General features: G+C 47.3%; 7 protein-coding genes. 3 read left to right on the plus strand and 4 right to left on the minus strand.

All coding sequences use genetic code 11. The features are described 5' to 3' along the window. Window positions 1-92 precede the first annotated feature (92 nt). Genes JW727_00135 through JW727_00145 form a run of 3 tightly spaced genes read left to right on the plus strand, consistent with a single transcriptional unit; the run spans window position 93 to window position 15,760 of the window. Window positions 93-12,434, plus strand: a complete 12,342-nt coding sequence (locus tag JW727_00135) for a hypothetical protein (GenBank protein MBN2094432.1) — start codon at window positions 93-95, stop codon at window positions 12,432-12,434. A 1-nt stretch (window position 12,435) separates the two neighbouring features. After that, the gene (locus tag JW727_00140) at window positions 12,436-13,251 is read left to right on the plus strand and encodes a hypothetical protein (GenBank protein ID MBN2094433.1); all 816 of its coding nucleotides are present in this window, start codon (window positions 12,436-12,438) and stop codon (window positions 13,249-13,251) included. A 13-nt stretch (window positions 13,252-13,264) separates the two neighbouring features. Beyond that, window positions 13,265-15,760, plus strand: coding sequence for a hypothetical protein (locus JW727_00145; protein ID MBN2094434.1), 2,496 nt, complete (start codon window positions 13,265-13,267; stop codon window positions 15,758-15,760). On the opposite strand, the gene JW727_00150 is transcribed toward JW727_00145, so the two are convergent. The 4 genes from JW727_00150 to JW727_00165 all read right to left on the minus strand — a co-directional run bounded on the left by JW727_00150 (window position 15,732) and on the right by JW727_00165 (window position 19,494). Further along, complete coding sequence (locus tag JW727_00150) at window positions 15,732-16,175, minus strand: hypothetical protein (protein MBN2094435.1); 444 nt, start codon at window positions 16,173-16,175, stop codon at window positions 15,732-15,734. The genes JW727_00145 and JW727_00150 overlap by 29 nt on opposite strands. Before the next feature lie 84 nt (window positions 16,176-16,259). Continuing rightward, complete coding sequence (locus JW727_00155; protein ID MBN2094436.1) at window positions 16,260-17,618, minus strand: hypothetical protein; 1,359 nt, start codon at window positions 17,616-17,618, stop codon at window positions 16,260-16,262. 39 nt (window positions 17,619-17,657) lie between these two features. Continuing rightward, window positions 17,658-18,611 (minus strand): VWA domain-containing protein, encoded by a 954-nt coding sequence (locus JW727_00160; protein ID MBN2094437.1) that lies wholly within the window; start codon window positions 18,609-18,611, stop codon window positions 17,658-17,660. Window positions 18,612-18,618: 7 nt separating this feature from the next. Next, window positions 18,619-19,494 (minus strand): DUF58 domain-containing protein, encoded by an 876-nt coding sequence (locus tag JW727_00165; GenBank protein MBN2094438.1) that lies wholly within the window; start codon window positions 19,492-19,494, stop codon window positions 18,619-18,621. Between the last annotated feature and the right edge of the window lie 84 nt (window positions 19,495-19,578).

Raw genomic sequence — 19,578 nt, forward strand, 5'->3', positions numbered from 1 at the left:
CCAACTCCGCAATCTCTAAATTGGCTAAAGGTGCTGGAATTTTGGGCTCTAGAGGGCATTTGAAGTATAAAACACTTCTGGCGAGATTAATTATGCGTGCAGAGTTGAGAGTATCCGCCGTATTGCTTTTGGCTGTTTTATCCATATCCATTCTTCAGTTTAGCTCACTAGTAGTGCATAGCGAAACCAGCCCAGGTGGCAAGGCGCTTGTTATAATGACGACCCTGGGGCATGATGCTAATTTTGTTGTTGGTTCAAGCATAGACATACTATGCATGGGGCAGCTCATAGGGCTGAACGATTCGGAGGGGGTGGGTGTCGATGCAGGCCCAAGTAAGATACAATTTGTTCCGCAGGAACCTGGAACCTATACAGCCGTGTGCGGAAGCGAAAGCCAGACCTTTTATGTAAGGGGGCTTGGGGAAGGAGTGGAAACTTCCCGGCTAGAGGAAAGCCCCTTGTCAGTAGTTGACACAGCTATGGTGGATGCCCCCTCAGATGTGGAGCAGCAGGTTTCTGAGAGCCAAACGTCTTTGGTAAATACCTCTGCGGATGATTCCCTTAAGCTCAGTTCCTTTTCCATACTGGAGGCCCCTTCAACGCTCTCTCCTACAAACGTTCAAAAAAATACTCTCTCTCTTCGCTCTTCCTCAGGTCAGGTCCTGGACGCAAACGGGACTCCAAGGAATTTTACCGAGGTATTTTCCCTGAAGTGGGCTGACGGCGCATACAACCTGTCCTGGCTTAACCGGTCAGTTGCAATAGAGGTTTTCTTCTTCTATAAGGGCCAAAGGCACAATTATTCTCAGGCCAGAGCTATGTTTCCCGGGCTTAGCGTAGCAGGCGTAATAATCAATAATACCGAGGGCTATAAGTACTCCCTAAACATAACGGGCATTTCACCCAATCTTTCTGAGGGGCTTGAGTATGTGGGACTTGAAGTAATCGGTGCCGATAGATTAGCCCTTCCGATGAAGCTTGGCGAAGACAAGGCGTCAATCATAATTGGTGAAAATCTGCAGTTTGGCTTTTTGGACCTTGCTCAAAACCACACACTCGTTTTTTCAGGAAACTCGACTCTTCTCATAGGAAATGTATCAAACCAGTCGGGGCTGTGGCTTGACCCCACAATCCAGCTCCAGGCGGCAGACACGCAAAACCTGAGAGATACTTATGTTTACTCTTATTCTCCAAGTTCGAACTATGGCAGCAGCACAGGGCTTATGCTAAGGGACAGGTCTACGCGTAGGGGTAGGATTTACCTGATGTTCAATATCGATTCGGTCCCGGTGAATGTTTCCCTGACCGATGCAAGATTTTGCATGTATCTTTACAACAATGGCAATACAGCAACTGGCTCCATATACCATGTGACTGATCATTCCTGGGATGGCTTGACAGAGTCGAACATGAACTGGACAAACCAGGTATGCGGCGTTAACTTTGATGATTCCGCTGATTGCAACCTTACTGCTGAGGATTCTGAGGCTACAACCTCTACAGGCTGGAAGTGCTGGAATGTTACAAAAATGGCTGGCGCTGAATACGCAAATGGAGGCCAGAACTTGTCGATGGTTATCGTTTCTCCCGAAACATCTGGCTCAAACACTGAAGATATGTTCTGCTCTAAAGAATCCTCCTCTGGAAACCCCACCGGATGCAGCGCAGCAAACCGGCCTTACCTGAATATAACTTATGCTGATTCAGTGCCTCCGGAATATTCTGGCCTTCTCCAGTTCCCTTCCGAAAACTCCACCTATGGCCAGCCGGTAGAATGCAACGCCACCTGGACAGATAATGTTGCTATGGGGACAGTTTACTTTGAGTCGAATTACACAGGTTCCTGGCATAATTACACGCCTTCTGTTTCGGGGGCAATATACAACTACACGATTCCGGTGTCTGAGCTTCCCGCCGGAAGGACGGTTTACTGGAGATACTGGGCAAATGATACTTTTGGCAACACGAATGATACAATGCCTTACCAGAATTTTACTGTTCAGAAGGCAACCTCAACAATAACGCTTTACCTGAATGGAACTGATGGAGATAGAAGCTACTCCGAGAATTCGAACGCCAACTTTACGGCAGAACTCAGCGTTTCGGGAAAAGTGGTTGAAATCTGGGCGAACTTCACTGGCTCTCTTACGCCATGGCAGTCAGGCACAAGCCCGCTTCAGAACATCACGAACCTCACCTACAGCATGGGAAGTTACCTTGTGAAGGCAAACTTCAGCGGGGATGAGAATTACACCTCAACAGAAACTTCACATGTAGTCACAATCACGCTTGACCCGACGCCTCCGGTTATTTCAGAGGTTTCTCCGGCCAACCTTACCTTTGGGCTTGGAAGTTATATTACTGTAAGGGCGAACGTCACTGACAATGGAGTAGTGGACAAGGTAATAATTAACCTGACGCCACCCAGTGGTCCTTCAGAGATTTATGAGATGGTTAACAGTACTCCCGACATTTATGAGTATTCCTTCTGGGCGTGGGAAAATGGGGATTACTATTACACAATCACCGCGAATGACACTTACGGGAACATTCGCCTCTATGACCCTTACATATACATATATTCGAATGCGACGCTTGGGATTTCATCTGGAATGGCAGCATATACTCCTGGCGAAGACGTGATTCTTGCCAGCCCTTCAGTCTGGCCTTCAGCAAACCTGGAGATGGGAACGGTTCAAAAGAAAGGCATCCTGAATGACCCGGTATGGGTGCAGCTCACATATGATAATTTCGAGTCCGGGTTTGGCTCATACACTGACGGAGGGGCTGACTGTGAGCTTTACACCGGAGGGACTTACTCTCACCAGGGGAGTAATTCGGTAGATATCCAGGACAACACGGGGGACGCTGCATCATTCTACCACACAAACAACTACGGTCTGGATGCTTCCGGGTACACGGCGGCAAAGGTATCTTTCTGGTATTATGCCACGGGCTTTTCTGCAGGAGAGGACTTCTGGCTTAGGTACTCTAATGACAGCGGCTCGACCTGGACCACTGTCGCCAGCTATGTGGCAGGAACGAACTTTTCAACCGGCGCGTTTTACAATTCCACCGTTTACATAAATGACAGCGCATATCCATTCACAGACCTGTCAAAAATAAGGTTCCAGTGCGATGCTTCCAATGACAATCAGGATGCGTATATAGATGAAGTAAACTTTTCTGCCACAACCGGGGAATACCCGGATATCGAGGTAAACTCGACCTACTCTACCTATTCTGAGGTTGTCCTGGAAGAAATCTCAGACATATACCTGCTTAAGCTCACGGCCTACATATCGTCTTATAATTCTTCGGGCTCGGATGAGCGGGGAAATACTCTACCCTATCTAGAGGCAGAATTTTACAATGGAACTTCCTGGGTCACAATAGGAAACCTGTCTCTAAACTCTACCGGAAACGTAAGCATTTACACAAATGATTCTTCAATTGTTTCCGGCTGGTCAAATTCATCAAACAGGGACATCCGGATTAGAGCCATGATGCTTGACTACTACAACTCCACGCATTATGATGAAATAAACTGGACCGGTATCTGGGTTGAAATCTATAATGGCTCTGCACTGGCAAACACTGGCTGCACAAACCTGTCCGGCTACCTCTGGGCGTATGTCGAGTCAAATCTTTCCGGCTCCTGGGAGATTGTTGGAGAGGTGATAAACGACATTTCCACAGCAACACTTAGAAATATCGGCCAAAACGGAACCCTGGATATTGCGTCTCTATGGAATGCCGTGCCCTGGAACGCAGGACAGAACCCTTCCGGGACATATAGGGCTCGCGCAAGGTTTGTTGACTCCAGCGGCAACCTGCTTGTTGACGCAAACGGAAATGCAATGGAAGCGTCGGGCCTCTTCATACTGACCTCTTTTGGAACGATAAACGCAACCCCGGAACTGATTGGGTACGGAAACACCGTAAAGATTTCAGCGGAAGTCCTTGACACAGAAAGGGACAAGGTTTATGCCTATATTAAGCGTCCGGGAGAAGCATATACAGCTTACGAGATGACAAATGTTTCTTCATCTGTCTTTGAGTACGATTTCAATAACACCTGGAAACGGGGGGATTACCAGTATTATGTCTGGTCAAATAACACCGACGGATACAACTCTACGAGCAGCCCCCAGTATTTTTACCTCAGGTCAGACCTGTCTCTCACAGTGATGACTGAAAACCTGACTTATGGTCCTAACGAGGACGTAAACCTCTACGCAAATGAAACCTCCTGGTGGAACGATACTTACCGGTACCGGAAGAAGCTCAACATTACAAACCTCAATTCCACTCTCTTGATGGAGGATGGCTACTCCGTAAATGTTGTTGTTGACACGGCTTCTCTTGTCAGGGCAGGAAAGCTTCATTCAAGCGGAGATGACCTAAGGATTGCCTGGTACAATTCGACAGACCAGTCATGGCTCGAGCTTGACAGAATAAATGAAACTCCGTTCAACTCAACCTCAACTGAGATCTGGTTTGAGACAGTTGAAGACCTATCCGCTTCCGCTTCAGACTCGAATTACTATCTCTATTACTCAAGCCCGGATGCGGAAAACCCTCCCGCAAACAGAAGCAAAATCTACTTGTGGTGGGATGATTTTTCGTCCAATACTCTTTCGCTCTACAGCCAGGCAAAGTGGGTAGACATACACGGAAATGCTGTTCAATATATTGCTCCAAACTATAATGCCACCACTCAAAAAATGGACTTTGACACAGGCGACAATTACCAGTCCGACATGTACCCGACAGGCGTCAGCGCAAAAGACCTGTTGATGGAAGTCAACTATTATATTACGGGCGCTTACCCGACAAACGCGACGATTGCGCTTATCGGCAGAATCGAAAACCCCGGAGCCACGTCAACCCATTATTACCTTGATTATTCCGCACAGTCTGAGTACCCTTCACCTGGAATTACCGTTGACTCGTGGACCGTAGGCGAGAGAAGCAACACGATTTACCAGGCAGACCCCTATTATTTTTTCCAGTGGAATGCGGTGCAGAACATGAAGTACGCAATCTACGGGGATGTGCACAGCGTCTGGATAAACTCGAACCTTAGTGAGCTTCCTGACATTTATGCCAGAGACAGCAACCACACCTCTGCCGGATATTTTGGGCTTTCCCCCGCCCAGGCAATCGGTTGGCTGGATAATTATAAGGTCCGGCGGTTTGTCGGAACCGACCCTTCAGTAACATTTGGCGCGGAAACTGACCGGCTTAAGTCCCGCATTTACAATAACGGTTCCACAAACTCTTCAGGTTACCTTGAGATGAGGGTGCAGAGGTACAGCTCGGGATCCTGGGTGAATTTCGAGGCGCCGTTTGTCAATGACAGGATTCCGCCACAGAAGTTAAGAAACCTGACTTCTGGCCAGACACTGATGCTTGATGAGATATGGAACCCTGCCGGGTGGAACACGCTTGTCAAGACTCCAGGTCTTTACCGGGCATATGTCCGGCTTACTGATGCAAGCGGCGGAACGCTTCTAAACGACGACTCTGCGGAAGTCGCGGGATGGTACCAATTCACCATTCTTTCCTCTTACCTGGAGCTTACGGCGCTCAAGCACGAAAACAATTTCACGTACGCGATTAACGAGTACGAAACCGGAGACAACCTGTCCTGGATAAATGTCACTGTCATCAACAGGAACACAACTTCGATAAATGCGACAATTACCCTGAATGTCCTTGACGCGGCCAGCAAGGGCGTTTCCTGGGGACCTCTAAGCGAGAACAGCTCTTGCGGAGACCTGGCTGTAGACGAGTCCTGCGAAAGGCAGTTTGACAATAGCACCATGGGATATGTAATTCCGCTTAACGCGACTTCCGGAAGCTATAACTTTTACTGGAATGTCACGATGTCATCGGCATCCGGCTCGACAACACAGAACAAGACACTTTATTTCACGCTTCACAAGGTTTACGAGAACACAACTTCAAAGATGGAGCGGACAAAAATTTTCCAGAACCAGTCGACAATCTATAACTTCACCATAACCAACCCGTGGTCAAAGAACCTGACGCTCGTGAATGTTTCCGTGAATTTACCTGAGCTCGAAGGGCTTAACGCAACCTGCCTTTCCACGGGCCTTCCATACTGCGAACTTGGAAACCTCACCGGGTGGACGGCTTACACTTTTTCATTCAATGTTACCACCAATAACACTCCCCCCGGAGACTACGTCCTTAACGCAACCCTTAATTACACCAACCCCGGAAATGAAACTCACTCCTGGACAGAGATTCGCCCGCAGCCTTTTCTCATCAGGATTCCCGGGCAGTTTGTGATAATAGACCATTCTCCATCAAACCTAACCCGCGGCGAATATGAAGAGCTTCGGGGTTACTCGAACAACACGCTCGACGACTCAATGCACAATGTTTATCTCAACTGGACCGTGCCTGCGGGCTGGACAAACTCGACAGGTAATTTTAGCGTAAACGTCACCGAGCAGGTTCCTGAGGAAATTATCTGGAATAATGTGACCGTTTATGTCGGGATTGGCTCGGCTATTGGACCCCAGACGGTTCAGCTGAGGTCAGACTCCGAGGAAGGGTATGAGGACTGGGATACGGCAACTGTGACAGTTTACGCAAAAACAACAATCAGCCCTCTTAGCACGAACAACTCGAACCCTGTAAAGGGCGAGATGGTAAGGTTTTCTGGAAAGCTCATAATGGATAACGGAACCGGTATACCGGGAGCTACGGTAAGCGTTGATGACGAAACTGATGATGTGTTCATCGGGGCTAACACGACAGACGCAACAGGACAATTTTATATCTATTATACGGTTCCGGAAACTGCCTCTCTTGGAGACCACGCAATCAATGCTTCTTTTGCAGGGCTTTTGGATTCTTATTATTATTCCTCGTACAACACGACAAACATTACTATTTATGACAAGCCAGACATAAAGAATGTCTCTGCAACTCCAGAAACCCAGGGGTACGGATATAACGTCACAATACGGGCAAACATAACTGACCCTTCAGAGGTGTCTGCCGCGCTTGTCTGCATAACTCCACCTTCCCTGTCAGAGGCCTGCTACCCTATGGAAAATTACACTCTGGAAATGTACGAGTACAACCACTCAGACACCTGGGTCTATGGAAACTATACTTACTATATCTGGGCGAACAATACTGCCGGGAAAATTTCCACAAGCCCCACTTACCAGTTTCATGTAGGCGCGGGAATAGAACTCTATGTCAAGACCCTGAATAGCTCATACGGCCCAAATGAGATGGTAAATCTGACGCCGCTTTCAAATTGGTGGAACTATTCATGGTCTTATAGGAGGCCTATAAACATCACTGAGCAAAACAACACACCACTTACGGATTACGTAATCAACGTCACTCTTGACACCCAGTCGCTGATATCCGCAGGGAAGATGAAGTCCGATTGCAGTGACGTTAGGGTTTTGCAGAATGAAACTCCCATTATTTACAACGTCAGGAACTCAACCTGCAACACCCCTTTGACTGTTGTTGAGTTTGAGGTAAACCTCTCGGCTAGCGAAAGCAAAAATGAATTTTATATCTATTACGGAAATCCTCTGGCTTCCTCAAACGAGTCGCTTGTAGGATATCATAATGATTCAGATACAGTATTCCTTTACCACTTTACTGAAGGGTCAGGCCTTTCGGTATATGATTATTCAGGAAACGGGAACAATGCAACTCTTGAAAGGGGGCCTCAGTGGTCGTCTTCGGGAATCCGGTTTGGCGAGTATGCGATTTATCTCCCTGGTTCTGACGAATATATAAAAGAGGGCACTTCCATGGACGTTGACGACGGGACACTTGAAGCGTGGTTTAAGCTGGATGAATCATTCAATTCCTCAAGTCAGTATTCTCAAGGCCTTTTTGGAGTCTGGCAGGACACTTCGAACAGCCTTGAAGTGAGCTTATGCGGCCAGGACAGGGCCGACTGCGTAAACGGCGGCCTGATGTTCAGAACAGAATCTGCCGGTACGGGGGTTGACAGCTGCACAGCAACAAAAAACAACTGGACTGCGGGCCAGTGGTACCATATTGCGGTTACCTGGGACGGAAGCGTGAGAAATATCTACCTTGATGGAACTCTTAATGCAACCTGCGCTGACAACGGTATTTCCAATTTCCCCACGTCCAGTCTGATGATTGGCGCAGCAAGGATTGATGATATTGCCGATGACCCCACAAAATACTTCAAGGGAACTGTTGACGAGGTTAGGGGCTCAAACATTGCAAGGGCGCCTTTAGACCTCCTGTCAAGGGGAATCGAGCCGCTTTCATACTTTTCAGGCATCGAGCAGAACTTCACCGGACAGTCGATTGCCTACAATGATTACGCCGCGGGATTTAAGGGGTACCTTTTGATGAAGGTCCAGATGCTAAATGGCACTGCTTGGCAGGATATTCCTTCAGGAAATCCGGTTATCAATGACACCCTTCCAAGGGAAATTTCAAGCTACGGCAACCTGTCCCTTGCGCCCATATGGAATGGCCCCGGGGAAGGGAGCGGCTGGAATACCTCAAAGGAGACTCCTGGAATCTACAGGGTTTATGTGCAGATTTCAAGCCCTGATGGGACAATCCTGGAGAATGATGATGGTAATTACCTAAATGCCACTTATGAGTTTAATATCACAAAGCCACCGTCAATAATACAGCTCAATACTATCCGGGTCTACGATGTTACGGATGCCTCTGACAAGAAGGTGGATGCAACAAACCTCACAAGTTCCGGGCTTAACACGACATTCAACCTGCTTACCGGAAAGACCTACCGGGTCGAGATTGACTTGTGGAATAATGACACCAGCCAGTCTTCCTGGCAGATAGATTCTACAGACCTGTTTTACCATGAGGGCTTGAACTCGACCTGGAACCTGAGCCCTTCGGATAACATCTGGTATTCAAACGGCTCAAGCAATTTTACCGGAGGAAACTGGACCGGCGGAAAAGTTGTATGGAATACGACGCTTGGCGGAATTCTGTATGTCAACCGGAACCTGACTCTGTATTATGTCTTTGAGATAAACTCGTCAGAATCCGCGGATTACGGCGTGCACCTGCAGATTAATGACACTCAGTTCAACCTGTTAGATTATTCAGTTGTCAAGGTAGTTTTCTCGGAAAGCATGCCTCCGCAGCTTTATAATAATGTTTACGATGTCACAAGGGACGTTGTTCATAGAGGAGAGTCATTTACCGTATATGGGCGCTGGGTGGAGGAAATCGCCCAGGCAATAGCGGAGTATAACACCACAGCATATGCATTCCAGAACTCCACATTGGCTCTTCCTTCGCCGAATTCCGAAAACTGGACAAACTATACCCTTAGCACAAACTCGACCTGGAAGATTGGGCCCCACCTCGTGAAGCTTTATGTCTCGGACATGAGCGGAAACTGGAACAACACCTTAGACTACCTGCCTTTTGAAGTCTGGGGCTGGGCGTCTGTCAATCAGTGGAACCTCAGCAACAGCACGATAACAAATGGGAGTGTGTCCGTGATTAACTGCAGGGTTACTTCAGATAATGCAACGGCAATCCCTGGATATACGGTTTCATTTTACAACTCGACAGGACTTATTGGGACAAACACCACCAACTCTACTGGATGGGCTTCCGGGTATTATATCGATTATTCCCTTGGCTACGAGAACCTGACGTGCAACATAACCCATGACGAGGATTTATATTACAATGCAACCTCAAACAGTTCAAGGTCTTCTGCCCTCAGGACAGTTGAACTTACCCCCCCATGGCACGAAGACCCTGATTCAAATGCGACAAAAGTTTACCGTGGTGAAAATATAACTTTCTCAGTTGACTGGCACGACAATTACCTGCTGGACTATGCCTGGCTCGAGTCAAATGAGTCTGGAGTACTCAAAAACAGCTCAATAGCTCCGTCAGTGTTTTTGGGCGCTTCAAGCGCAACTGCATCCTTTGATTCGCTTATCCCGAATAATTCCCGCCTTGGTCCGATGGCCTGGAGAGTTTACGCAAATGACTCGAGCAGCAACCTGAATCTCACAAGCCCGTTCAATTATACTGAAGTGTGGGGCTATGCGATAATAAATGAAACCTCGCTTCTTCCAAACCCAATATATGAGGAGGAGAACACTATCATGGGTTGTAGGGTGGTTGATTACCATAACGGCACAGGCATTTCCGGCTACCAGGTTTCCTTCTACAGCAATGAGACTGGCTACCTTGGAAGCAACGATACAAACTCCACCGGGTGGGCGTCCTGGACATACAACGACACGACCCTTGGCTGGGAGATTATAAGCTGCAATATCACAAGCTTGGCCTCGGCTTATTATGACGCCCACTCTCCATATAATGCATCGATTGCTCTCTATGCAGCAAGTGTTGGCGAAGACACGACGCCTCCAAGCGCACCCACATACGGGGCCAATGATACGTCTGTCTGGAAGGGAGAATCCCTGAAAGTTTACGCCGAGTGGACAGAGGATGTGGGCGGCGCAAACGTTACCTACAACACAACAACAAGCGCCCTTCAGGTGTTTACTCCGGATACAATCTCTGGAAAATGGACAAACCATACGATAGCCACTAATTCCGGATGGAGCGTTGGGCTTCATGCTGTGAAGATAAATGCCTCAGATACCTGGGGCAACTGGAACAATACGCTCTCCTACCTGAACTTTGAGGTCTGGGGAAGGAGCAAGGTTGAGTGGTATTCCCCAACAACAGATGCCCCGAGGGGGATAATTTCTTTGAGATGCAGGGTTTATGACAAGGACAACTCAAGCGGAATATCGGGCTACCCGGTTTACTTTTATAACTCTACCTGGGAATATATGGGAACCGCTGCGACAAATGCTTCCGGGGTCGCTACGCACAACTGGAACTCGGGAAATGAGTCTCCTGGAGAAATAACCTTTAACTGCATTATTTCGAGCAGCGGCTATTATAATGTAAGCGCTGGGGATGACGAAACTTCAGGAATATTCAATCTCACCGGAAAGCTTAATGTTACAATAGACTCTCCTGCCGCACTTTCGGCTTTTCATATTGGAGACACGGTAACGCTGAATTCGACGACGCGCGACGAGTATTTCCAGGCCGTCACCCCGGTTTCTGCTACCTGGAACAATTCCACCTCGGTTATTGCCTCCGGTGAGGATACTTCCTGGGCTATTCCGATAGGGCATGCGCTGGGGCCGCAGCAGATTAGGGTCAATGTGTCTAAAGAGCACTACTTGGACAACTCTTCAAATACTTCGATAATTTTTTGGGGATGGTCGAACGCTACCTGGACTTCTCCCGACGGAGGAAATGCAAACCTTGGCTCGGTTGTGCCCCTTGTCTGCAGGGCGATTGACGCAAATTCGTCCTCCCCAATAGCGAGCTACCCGGCGTCATTTTACTACAAAAATGACACTGAAGGCACATATCACTTTATTGGGATTAATCTGACAAACACTTCCGGGCACTCTGCATACTACTGGGCGACCACAGGCCTTTCAAGCACAAACTATTCCGTTAAGTGCAATATTACCCACAATGCGACACTCTACTGTAACTCAAGCCCTTCAAATTACGCAAATACAACTATTGAGCTTGTGGAGAGCGGCGGCTCGCTTGAAGTCTATCTTATGCTTCCCCCCACTATTCCTGGCGGGGGCGATGCAGAGCTTGAAAGCGGCTACAAGGTAGGGAGAAACAGAACCTTTGTGCTTAAGGCAAATGTTACCTGCAGTGGCGGCTCCTGCGGGGCAGTGCAGGGCACCGTCCGCTATAACGGCTCTTCGGAGAATCCGGACACAGCACTAAGCACTGGGAGCGCCGTGCCGTTTTATGTAGTGAATTCTTCCTCTGGAAGCGCGCAAAACCCGCTTTCCTGTGGAAATCTTGATGAGGGTGAGTCCTGCACATTAAATTGGACAATTAATGCAACCGGTGGCCTGAATGGCTTGTGGTCGCTTGATGCCCTGTTCGACGGGGCGTCTACAACAAGCAATAATACCGATGATGCAACAATCGATATTTCCATAGTCCTGATTATGGCACTTTCATCGCACCAGCTTAATGCAACCGTCCTTCCAGACACAGTAGTTTCCAAGATACCTCTTGAAACCTGCCCTATTTATGTCTCCCTTAACACCAACTCGAACGACGCAGAAGGGCTTTATATAAGAGGGACTAACCTCAGCGGGCCTGCGGGCTACAATATATCTGTGGGCAACTTAAGCTACCATACTGCAAACCTGCCGGGCTTTTCCACGCCTTTGGCCGAATCCTACAAGACCTTGCTTTCAACAGCGCCTTCAGGAACCAACCAGTCAACTTACTACTGGGTGAACACCCCTCAAGGAGTTACCGTAGGGAATTATTATGGCTACATCTATATTATGGCAAATGCCACGAGCTAGCATGGTACCAAAAGATAGCCCTTTGGTTTTTATTGCAGTCATGTTTTGCCTATTTTTAAGCCCTGCCCTCTCAGACAGCACTCTTGGAGGCACGATGGATATTTCAAGCATTCAGGTTTCCCCCGGAGGGGTTGGAAAGTTCGAAATCTATCTTTTTTCGCTGGATGATTCAGAGCTTGACCTCAGTGTGTCTGCTGGCTCTGTGAGTGACCTTCAGGTAGAAGTTGCTCCAAAAACCCTGCAGATTTCAGGTGGAGAGACATATTCTCCTGACCCTGCCTACCGGTGGGTTATTTTGGGAGACAAATACGTACGTATTTATCCGGTTTACGTTTACGTAAGGGTTCCGCAGAAGATAACAAAGAACCATTATGTCATTCCTGTGACCGTTTCCGGAAGCACTTCCCTGGAAACCTCCTCAGAGGGAGGAGTGGTGCAAAAGGTTGTCCAGGTACTGCAATATAACCTGGCCGTAACTGTCCCGGGGGAAACCTACCCTACAGATGAGCCAACTATTGAGGAAGAATTTGGCTTTGGGGAAATAGATATTCCCGCTTATACTCTCCCAAGTCTTAGCTCTATTGGCAGCGCAGTTTCCCAGATACTGTCAGGCGGCTCTCCTTCAAGTTCCTATGAAGAAAATGAAGATGGAGATGAAGGTCAACCCTCTTCTTCTGAGGACACAGCTAACCCAAAAAGCGTGCCTTCTGGGTATATCGTGATGGAGGAGCAGGATAATGACTCTTTAGTGACTTTTGGGCTTGCAGCACTCATACTGGTGCTCCTGGCGACAATATTCTTTTTGTTAAAGAAATGAGTGGTAAATAGTTATGGTCGACGCCCGGATTATGCTTTTTATGCTGGTTTTGGCATTGCCTCTTGCAATTGGCGCAGATATCCAGTCATGGGTCGACCCTCCGTACGGCACGCCGGGGAATTATGTCTATATTTATGCAAACCTGAGCGGCGTAAATATCACGGCGGTAGAGCTTAACATCACCAGCCCGTTAAATGCAAGCGAGTCCGGGCTGATGGACACTTCAGATAACTTCACCTACCGATATCTCAAAAGCTTTCCGGACAACCAGTCTCTTGTTGGGAGGTATGGCTATTTTTTGAGCTTTATTGAGGACGGAAACTCGACCCTTTCGGAAAATTACACCTTTTTTGTCCTGCGGCCTAATGTTACGGTCTGGGCAGACCCATTTTTTGCTGAGCTTGGGGGAAACCTACCCATATATGCAAACCTATCAGGGCTTAACATTTCAGGAGTCTACCTGAACATAACTTTGCCTTTTAACGAAAGCGAAATTTATCCAATGGCCAGTCTTTCTAACGGCACCTATTTTTACAATTATTCTGTTCCCGATAATGAATCTTACCTTGGGACCTGCCCTTATGTGGTTTGGTTTTTGGAGCAAAACTACCCCTTTTTTTCGGATACGGCTTATGTATACGCACTTAAGCCGCAGGAGCACGTAATCATCGTCAACATAAATGTGGTTCCAAGCTGCATGGTTAACATTGTCCGTTACGTGCCTTTTGATGTGCAAAAAGAATACTCCCAGAACATGACGCTTCCAGTTCTGGTTTATTTTGAAAACACTGGAAATGTTCCGGTCAGCGAGAAGTGGTTTACTCTGAAAATAGAGGATTCCCTTGGCTCGTACATATGGAATGTTTCGGGCGGGGGCTTTCCCGACAGGAATATCACCAGTGGCGACAATGCGTTTTACTGGAATATTTGGAGTATTGGAAAGACCCCTTTGGGGAATTATACCGCCATAGCCCTGGTGACCTACTTTAGCAAACTAAGCGGCCAGGAACTAAATTTAAGTGTAGCCATACTCAATTCAACCACCAACTGCACCGTAAATGGCACGGACATGGACTGTGCGACTGGAAGAAGCATATCTGGAGTTTCTTATACTGATGCCGAGTATTATATAAACACAAGCACTCTCTCAAACTCTACTGTTCCCGCGATGAAGAATGGCACCATCGGGTATGAGGGCATTGGGCAGATAAATGGCACAAACTACCGGGCTTTTTCCTATATACTTGAAACCTGTGACAATTATTGCTACTCCTGCCTTTCAACTGACCTTTCTTCTGAAGTTGTTTCCCTTACTGATGCGGACTGCACTTTTGAGGACTACAGCCCCCCAAACTACGATTTTTTTGCCGAAGATATTTCCGAAAACGGAACATGTGTGGTTTTTGGAACGAGAATCCAGGTAGGGAGGTACATAAATATCACCTATAACTGCACTATTCTCGATGATAACCTTACTGCTTTCTGCCTGGAAACAGTAGAGTGCAGCGGAACAGTTGAGCGGCGTGAGAATTTTAGCATTGTAAATATTACCATGGATAAGCCCGCGCCTCAGCCAGAGCCTATTCCATCCCCTGAACCCGAGCCCGAACCAGAGCCGGAACCAGAGCCGGAACCAGAGCCCGAGCCGGAGATGGCAAAGCTTGCAATTGACATAAAGCCGCTTAACAGCTCCATAACCGGAGAGCAGGGCGCCTGGATTCCTGCAATATTTAATGTTACTAACATCGGAAATGTCAATGCTACAAATATAACCCTTATCCCAATAATCCCCGAAGACTGGGAGTCGAAGGATGCGCTGGTTTCCTTTCTTGAAGTAGGCGCGACTGTCAACAGGACAGTTTTTGTCAGGCCCCCATATACTGCTCTGGGACAGTATGTAGTTCCTGTAAAGGCAGTGGGCGAGAATGTGACGCTGGATATTGATTATTTTTGGGTCACAGTAATAGAAGGCCCAAACCGGACGCGGCTTGAGATCATAGAAATCCCTCGTGAGATAGGGCTGTATGTGGATTCGGAAAATGTTCTTCCGATATTGGTTGAAAACACGGGTCGGCTTTCTCTAACCGACATAAAAGTGCGAATCGAGAATGCAGAAGCGTGCATCGAAAGCTATAATTATACGGCTATAGATGTCCTTAACTCTTCGGATACTGGCTCGATAGCGATTATGCTTAAGACGAAGAAAACTCCTGCAGAGTGCAATACGACGGTTATTGTCTGGAGTAGGGAAGGGGCCTATGCATTTGCGCCTCTAAATATATTCACCAGCCCGCGGCTGATGGCGCCACCAGTACCCTGGCTTGCTCTCATAGCATTTTTGCTGATTTTCCTTGAAATGGCGCTTGTCCACCACAAAAAGAGAAAGATGGAGCGTGGCGAAGACGCGAGATTTACGGACGTGCTGATTATTCTGGTCTTTTTTGCATTAGTGCTCAATTTTATCCTCATAACTATTGAATTTACGGGGCTTCCGATAGTAAGGATGTAGCTACTCTGTTTAGCTCTAAAAGGCAAAATCCTCCAAGAAAGAGCCCGAGTATTATGGATAGGGATTCAAGCCCGAAAAAGGACAAAATTGTCGAGAGGTCGCTTCCAGAAAACATTGCCAGAGTCGGGTTGAGGAGTAATCCCACTCCGGAAATCCTCGACACGGGCGATTCTTTTTTCCTCCCTACCAGGAGCAGAAAAATCCCTGCTAAAATGCTCGTAAATATGCCAATGCCTACAAAAATTATCGTTTCTGCCATTCCCGCTGATGAAAGCATCCTTATTGTGCCGTAGGTATTTGGGTATATCTCAAGGTCCGTAATATAGGGCGTGCCTGAAAATTCAAGCGCCAGAATGTGGGCCGATTCATGAATCACAGGGGATATAACCAGGCATGTCGCCAGGAGGCATACCATAAGCAAAGGCAATCTTCTCATAACACTATTTATAAGAAGTAACTATTTAAAGGTAGCATCTATATCTCAAAGCCGGTTTTGGGCTTATTTTCCAATGAGGTTTATTGGAGGGGTTCTGGAAAAGCGAGTGGGTATTTTATCCTTGTCTCCAAGCTTTTTCACCATCTTGTCTGCCAGGTCGAGCGAAAAGTCAGATGTTATTGTCAACTGCTCGCCGCGGTAAACGTCCTGAAGGATTTGGCCGAAGAAGTCTATCAACAAGGTCTTTATCTGTGGGTCAAAATCCCTGGACTTGATTTCAGCAATCATCTCGGAATAGGTCAGGGTTCTGGATATCTGGAATTTTATCTCAAGGAACTGCCGGATAATGTAGCTGATGCCAATTACTTTTTTGCGCTCATCGCCAAGTTTTGACACTTTTTTGAGGTTGTCTGAGGTAAGATTTTTGAGCCGGGTTTTCTCGTCGGGGGTTCTTGATAAAAATGATAGCCAGCCGCCCCCCATCTTTGGCTTTGCATCACCTGCGGAAGCTTTTTCTGGTGTGTTTTCTGTTAGCTTGAACGCATCTTTTATCCTAAGGGAGGGCAGGTCCAGCATAATCTCCTGTTCTGCTGATTTAAGGCCGTTTTCATTTACATTTTGTCCTGGAGCCGGAGAAACCACTTCTTGGACCGGAGCAAGAGTGGCCTGAGTGGGAGTTTGCGCATCCGCACCTGCCGGATTGTGGCGGTGTGCTGCCCAGAGCTCTTTGAGGTATCTTTGCTGCTCCACCTGTACTTCGATAATCTTTCTCAGGAGCTGGTTTGTGCTGTATTTTTTAAGGTCGTCTGGAGAAAGCTCTTTGATGTTTTCAGGTGATTTTGTCTGAAATGGGTCCGACGCCTGAGTGGCTGTGTTCTGCACTGAACTTGCCGTTTCCTTTTTTTCGGGGTTTTCTGTACCCCGCTGGCTTTCGGTAGGCACTTCCGAAGACTCGCCAATTTTGCGGAAGATTTCGGAGTACTTGTCAAGCTGCCCTGCACTTGCGTCGAGGTTTTTCATATAAGTGTCCATTATCTCGTCAGAGTGCTCGTTTTCGATATTGTTGAGATGGGTTATGGTTTCCGAAATTTCCTTTTTCATTTCCTGCAGGAGCTTGACGGTGCACGCTTCTTCAATAAGCTCCTTTTTACCTTCTATATGGCTCTCCCTGAAATCTATGAACTCTCCGCTCTTTCCGATTTCAGCAGCCCTCTTAAGCTCCTTGTCGAGAGCTTCGTCAAGCTCTTTTTGTATCCTTTCCAGAAGGGCAATAAGCCGCGCCTCGACTTCGGTGGCGAACTTGCGGTTTCTGCCTATCGTCCTTTTTGGCGCACTGGAGTGATGAATGGTTTTTTTAGTAGGTCTTTTAGAAATTTTTCTTGAGGTATGATTTGGTTTTCTGGCTCTGGAAGTCTTCGCCATAATATATCATTTTAATATAGAAACTAGGGAAACTATTTTTCAGGGTATTACGCGGTACTTTGTTATTTCAAGCCCCCAGCCGATGAGGAGAATTATGCATGCCAAAAAAAGAAGGTAGAACTGCACGGAAATCACCTGGTTTTCCTGGTGGACCGCTTTGTCGATGGCTTCCTTTAACTCACTTGTTTGGGAAACCCGAAAGTAGCTTCCTCCGCTGATGTTTGCAACTTCCCTAAGCTCGTGCTCGTCGATAGAGGGGAATTTGGCTGCTGTGGCATTAAGGTCTTTTAGCTCTTCTGGAACCTCTGCGGTTTCATTTATATCCTTTCCAATGCCAATAGATACCACCCTTATCTGCTTTTCAAGGAGAGTATCATAAGTTTTGTTTACTTCAAGCCCCCGGTTGTTTCTTCCGTCGGTTATAAGCAGGATTGTCTTGTTGTTGGTACTGTTTGCAAGGAGAACCGAAGAGACTATCAGGGCTTCACCTATAGAGGTTCCTGCAGAGTCATCTGCCTGGAGGGAAAGGATTACCTCGTTAAGCTTTTCTGAGTCCTTTGTAAGCCCCGTTTGTATATGGGTTTCACCTGAAAATGTGACTACCCCAAAGCTTCCCATGCCGTTTTCCTTTACGAATTCCAGCACTGCAAAGCGCGTGGCCTCGAGCCGGTTTGGCTTAATGTCCGGCGTAAGCATGCTTGAGGAAGTGTCTATTGTGATAATGTAGTCTGTGTCAGAAGAAGGCAGGGAAACTATCATTTTCGGGGCAGACAGGGCAAGGATTATGAGCAGGATCGCAAGAATGCGAAGGAATAGGGGTATTATGGAGTAAGATAGGAAGTTTTTTCCTGCTACTTTTCTTAGAGTTTCGAAATTTCCGAACTTTATCGCCCTTCTTTTGGAAAGCTTTCTCGAAAGGAAGTATAGGGCAATCACAATTGAAACGAGCGCTATCAGAAGGTCGGAGTGCTCGAGAGTAAACGAAATCTCCATAATATTCCTAGTATCCTTCAATAAACTTGAGATATTTGATTGTTGGGTCGGCAAAACACTCATTTGTAAATATCTTTATAAATCCAGATCCCGAACCTACAAAGGTTTCTTCAACTTTTTTTGACTGCTCTTTTGCCTCTGCCTCGAACCTGGACCTTATCTTGTCTGCATTGACTGTCATGGTGGTGTTTGAGTATGGGTCAAGAAGGGATATGTATCCAATTCCTGGAGGGATCTTTTCATCCCGGGGGTCGCGCAGCATGAATCCAAACACCCGGTTGAATTTTGCCGCGCACATATTGACCTGGTCGTCAAAGTCTCCGCACCCCAAAAAGTCGGATATTATGAAGAGGGCGGTCCTTTCGGGGACATTGTTTATCATGGTGGTCAGGGCATCAGCAAGGTTGCACTTTCCGCCATAATTTTTTTCGTCAGTTAGGGACCTTATTATCTGGAAGTACTGGTCTTGGCCCTGAGAGGGCTCATGGAAGGTTACGACTCCGTCATTGAACATGGCAAGCCCCACCTTGTCGCCGACTTCTATCCCGGCAAAGGCAATGGTTGCGGCGAGGATTGAGGCGTACTCGCTTTTGAGCTTTTCCTGCGTCCCAAAAAGCATGCTTGAGGAGGTGTCCACAAGGAGAAAAATGTTCAGGTCTTTTTCCTCCTCGTATTGCTTTATGTAAATCTTCTGCCCCTTTAGGCTTGCCTTCCATTCGATTCTTGAGGCGTCATCCTCTCCCGGGACGTATTCCCGAAGGCCTGCAAACTCAAGCCCTGAGCCCCTGAAGAGTATCCGGTATTTCAAGAGGTATGTGAATAGCTCGACAAATCCCCTTGCATTCTTGTTAACCTCGTCAACAAGATCGTAAACCTCAATCACTCAAATCACCTCCACCTTTCCCAGTATCTCGTCAACGATATCGTCCGTTGCAATATTTCTTGACTTTCCCTCGTAATTAAGCAC

It is taken from the genome of Candidatus Aenigmatarchaeota archaeon (assembly GCA_016932615.1).
In the GTDB taxonomy this organism is placed as follows: domain Archaea; phylum Aenigmatarchaeota; class Aenigmatarchaeia; order QMZS01; family QMZS01; genus JAFGCN01.

What these genes read in the sequence shown, in the direction of transcription:
- JW727_00140 (MBN2094433.1), top strand. Translation starts at nt 12,436, where the DNA reads ATGGTACCAAAAGATAGCCCTTTGGTTTTTATTGCAGTCATGTTTTGC.
- JW727_00135 (MBN2094432.1), top strand. Translation starts at nt 93, where the DNA reads ATGCGTGCAGAGTTGAGAGTATCCGCCGTATTGCTTTTGGCTGTTTTA.
- JW727_00160 (MBN2094437.1), bottom strand. Translation starts at nt 18,611, where the DNA reads ATGGAGATTTCGTTTACTCTCGAGCACTCCGACCTTCTGATAGCGCTC.
- JW727_00155 (MBN2094436.1), bottom strand. Translation starts at nt 17,618, where the DNA reads ATGGCGAAGACTTCCAGAGCCAGAAAACCAAATCATACCTCAAGAAAA.
- JW727_00145 (MBN2094434.1), top strand. Translation starts at nt 13,265, where the DNA reads ATGGTCGACGCCCGGATTATGCTTTTTATGCTGGTTTTGGCATTGCCT.
- JW727_00150 (MBN2094435.1), bottom strand. Translation starts at nt 16,175, where the DNA reads ATGGTATGCCTCCTGGCGACATGCCTGGTTATATCCCCTGTGATTCAT.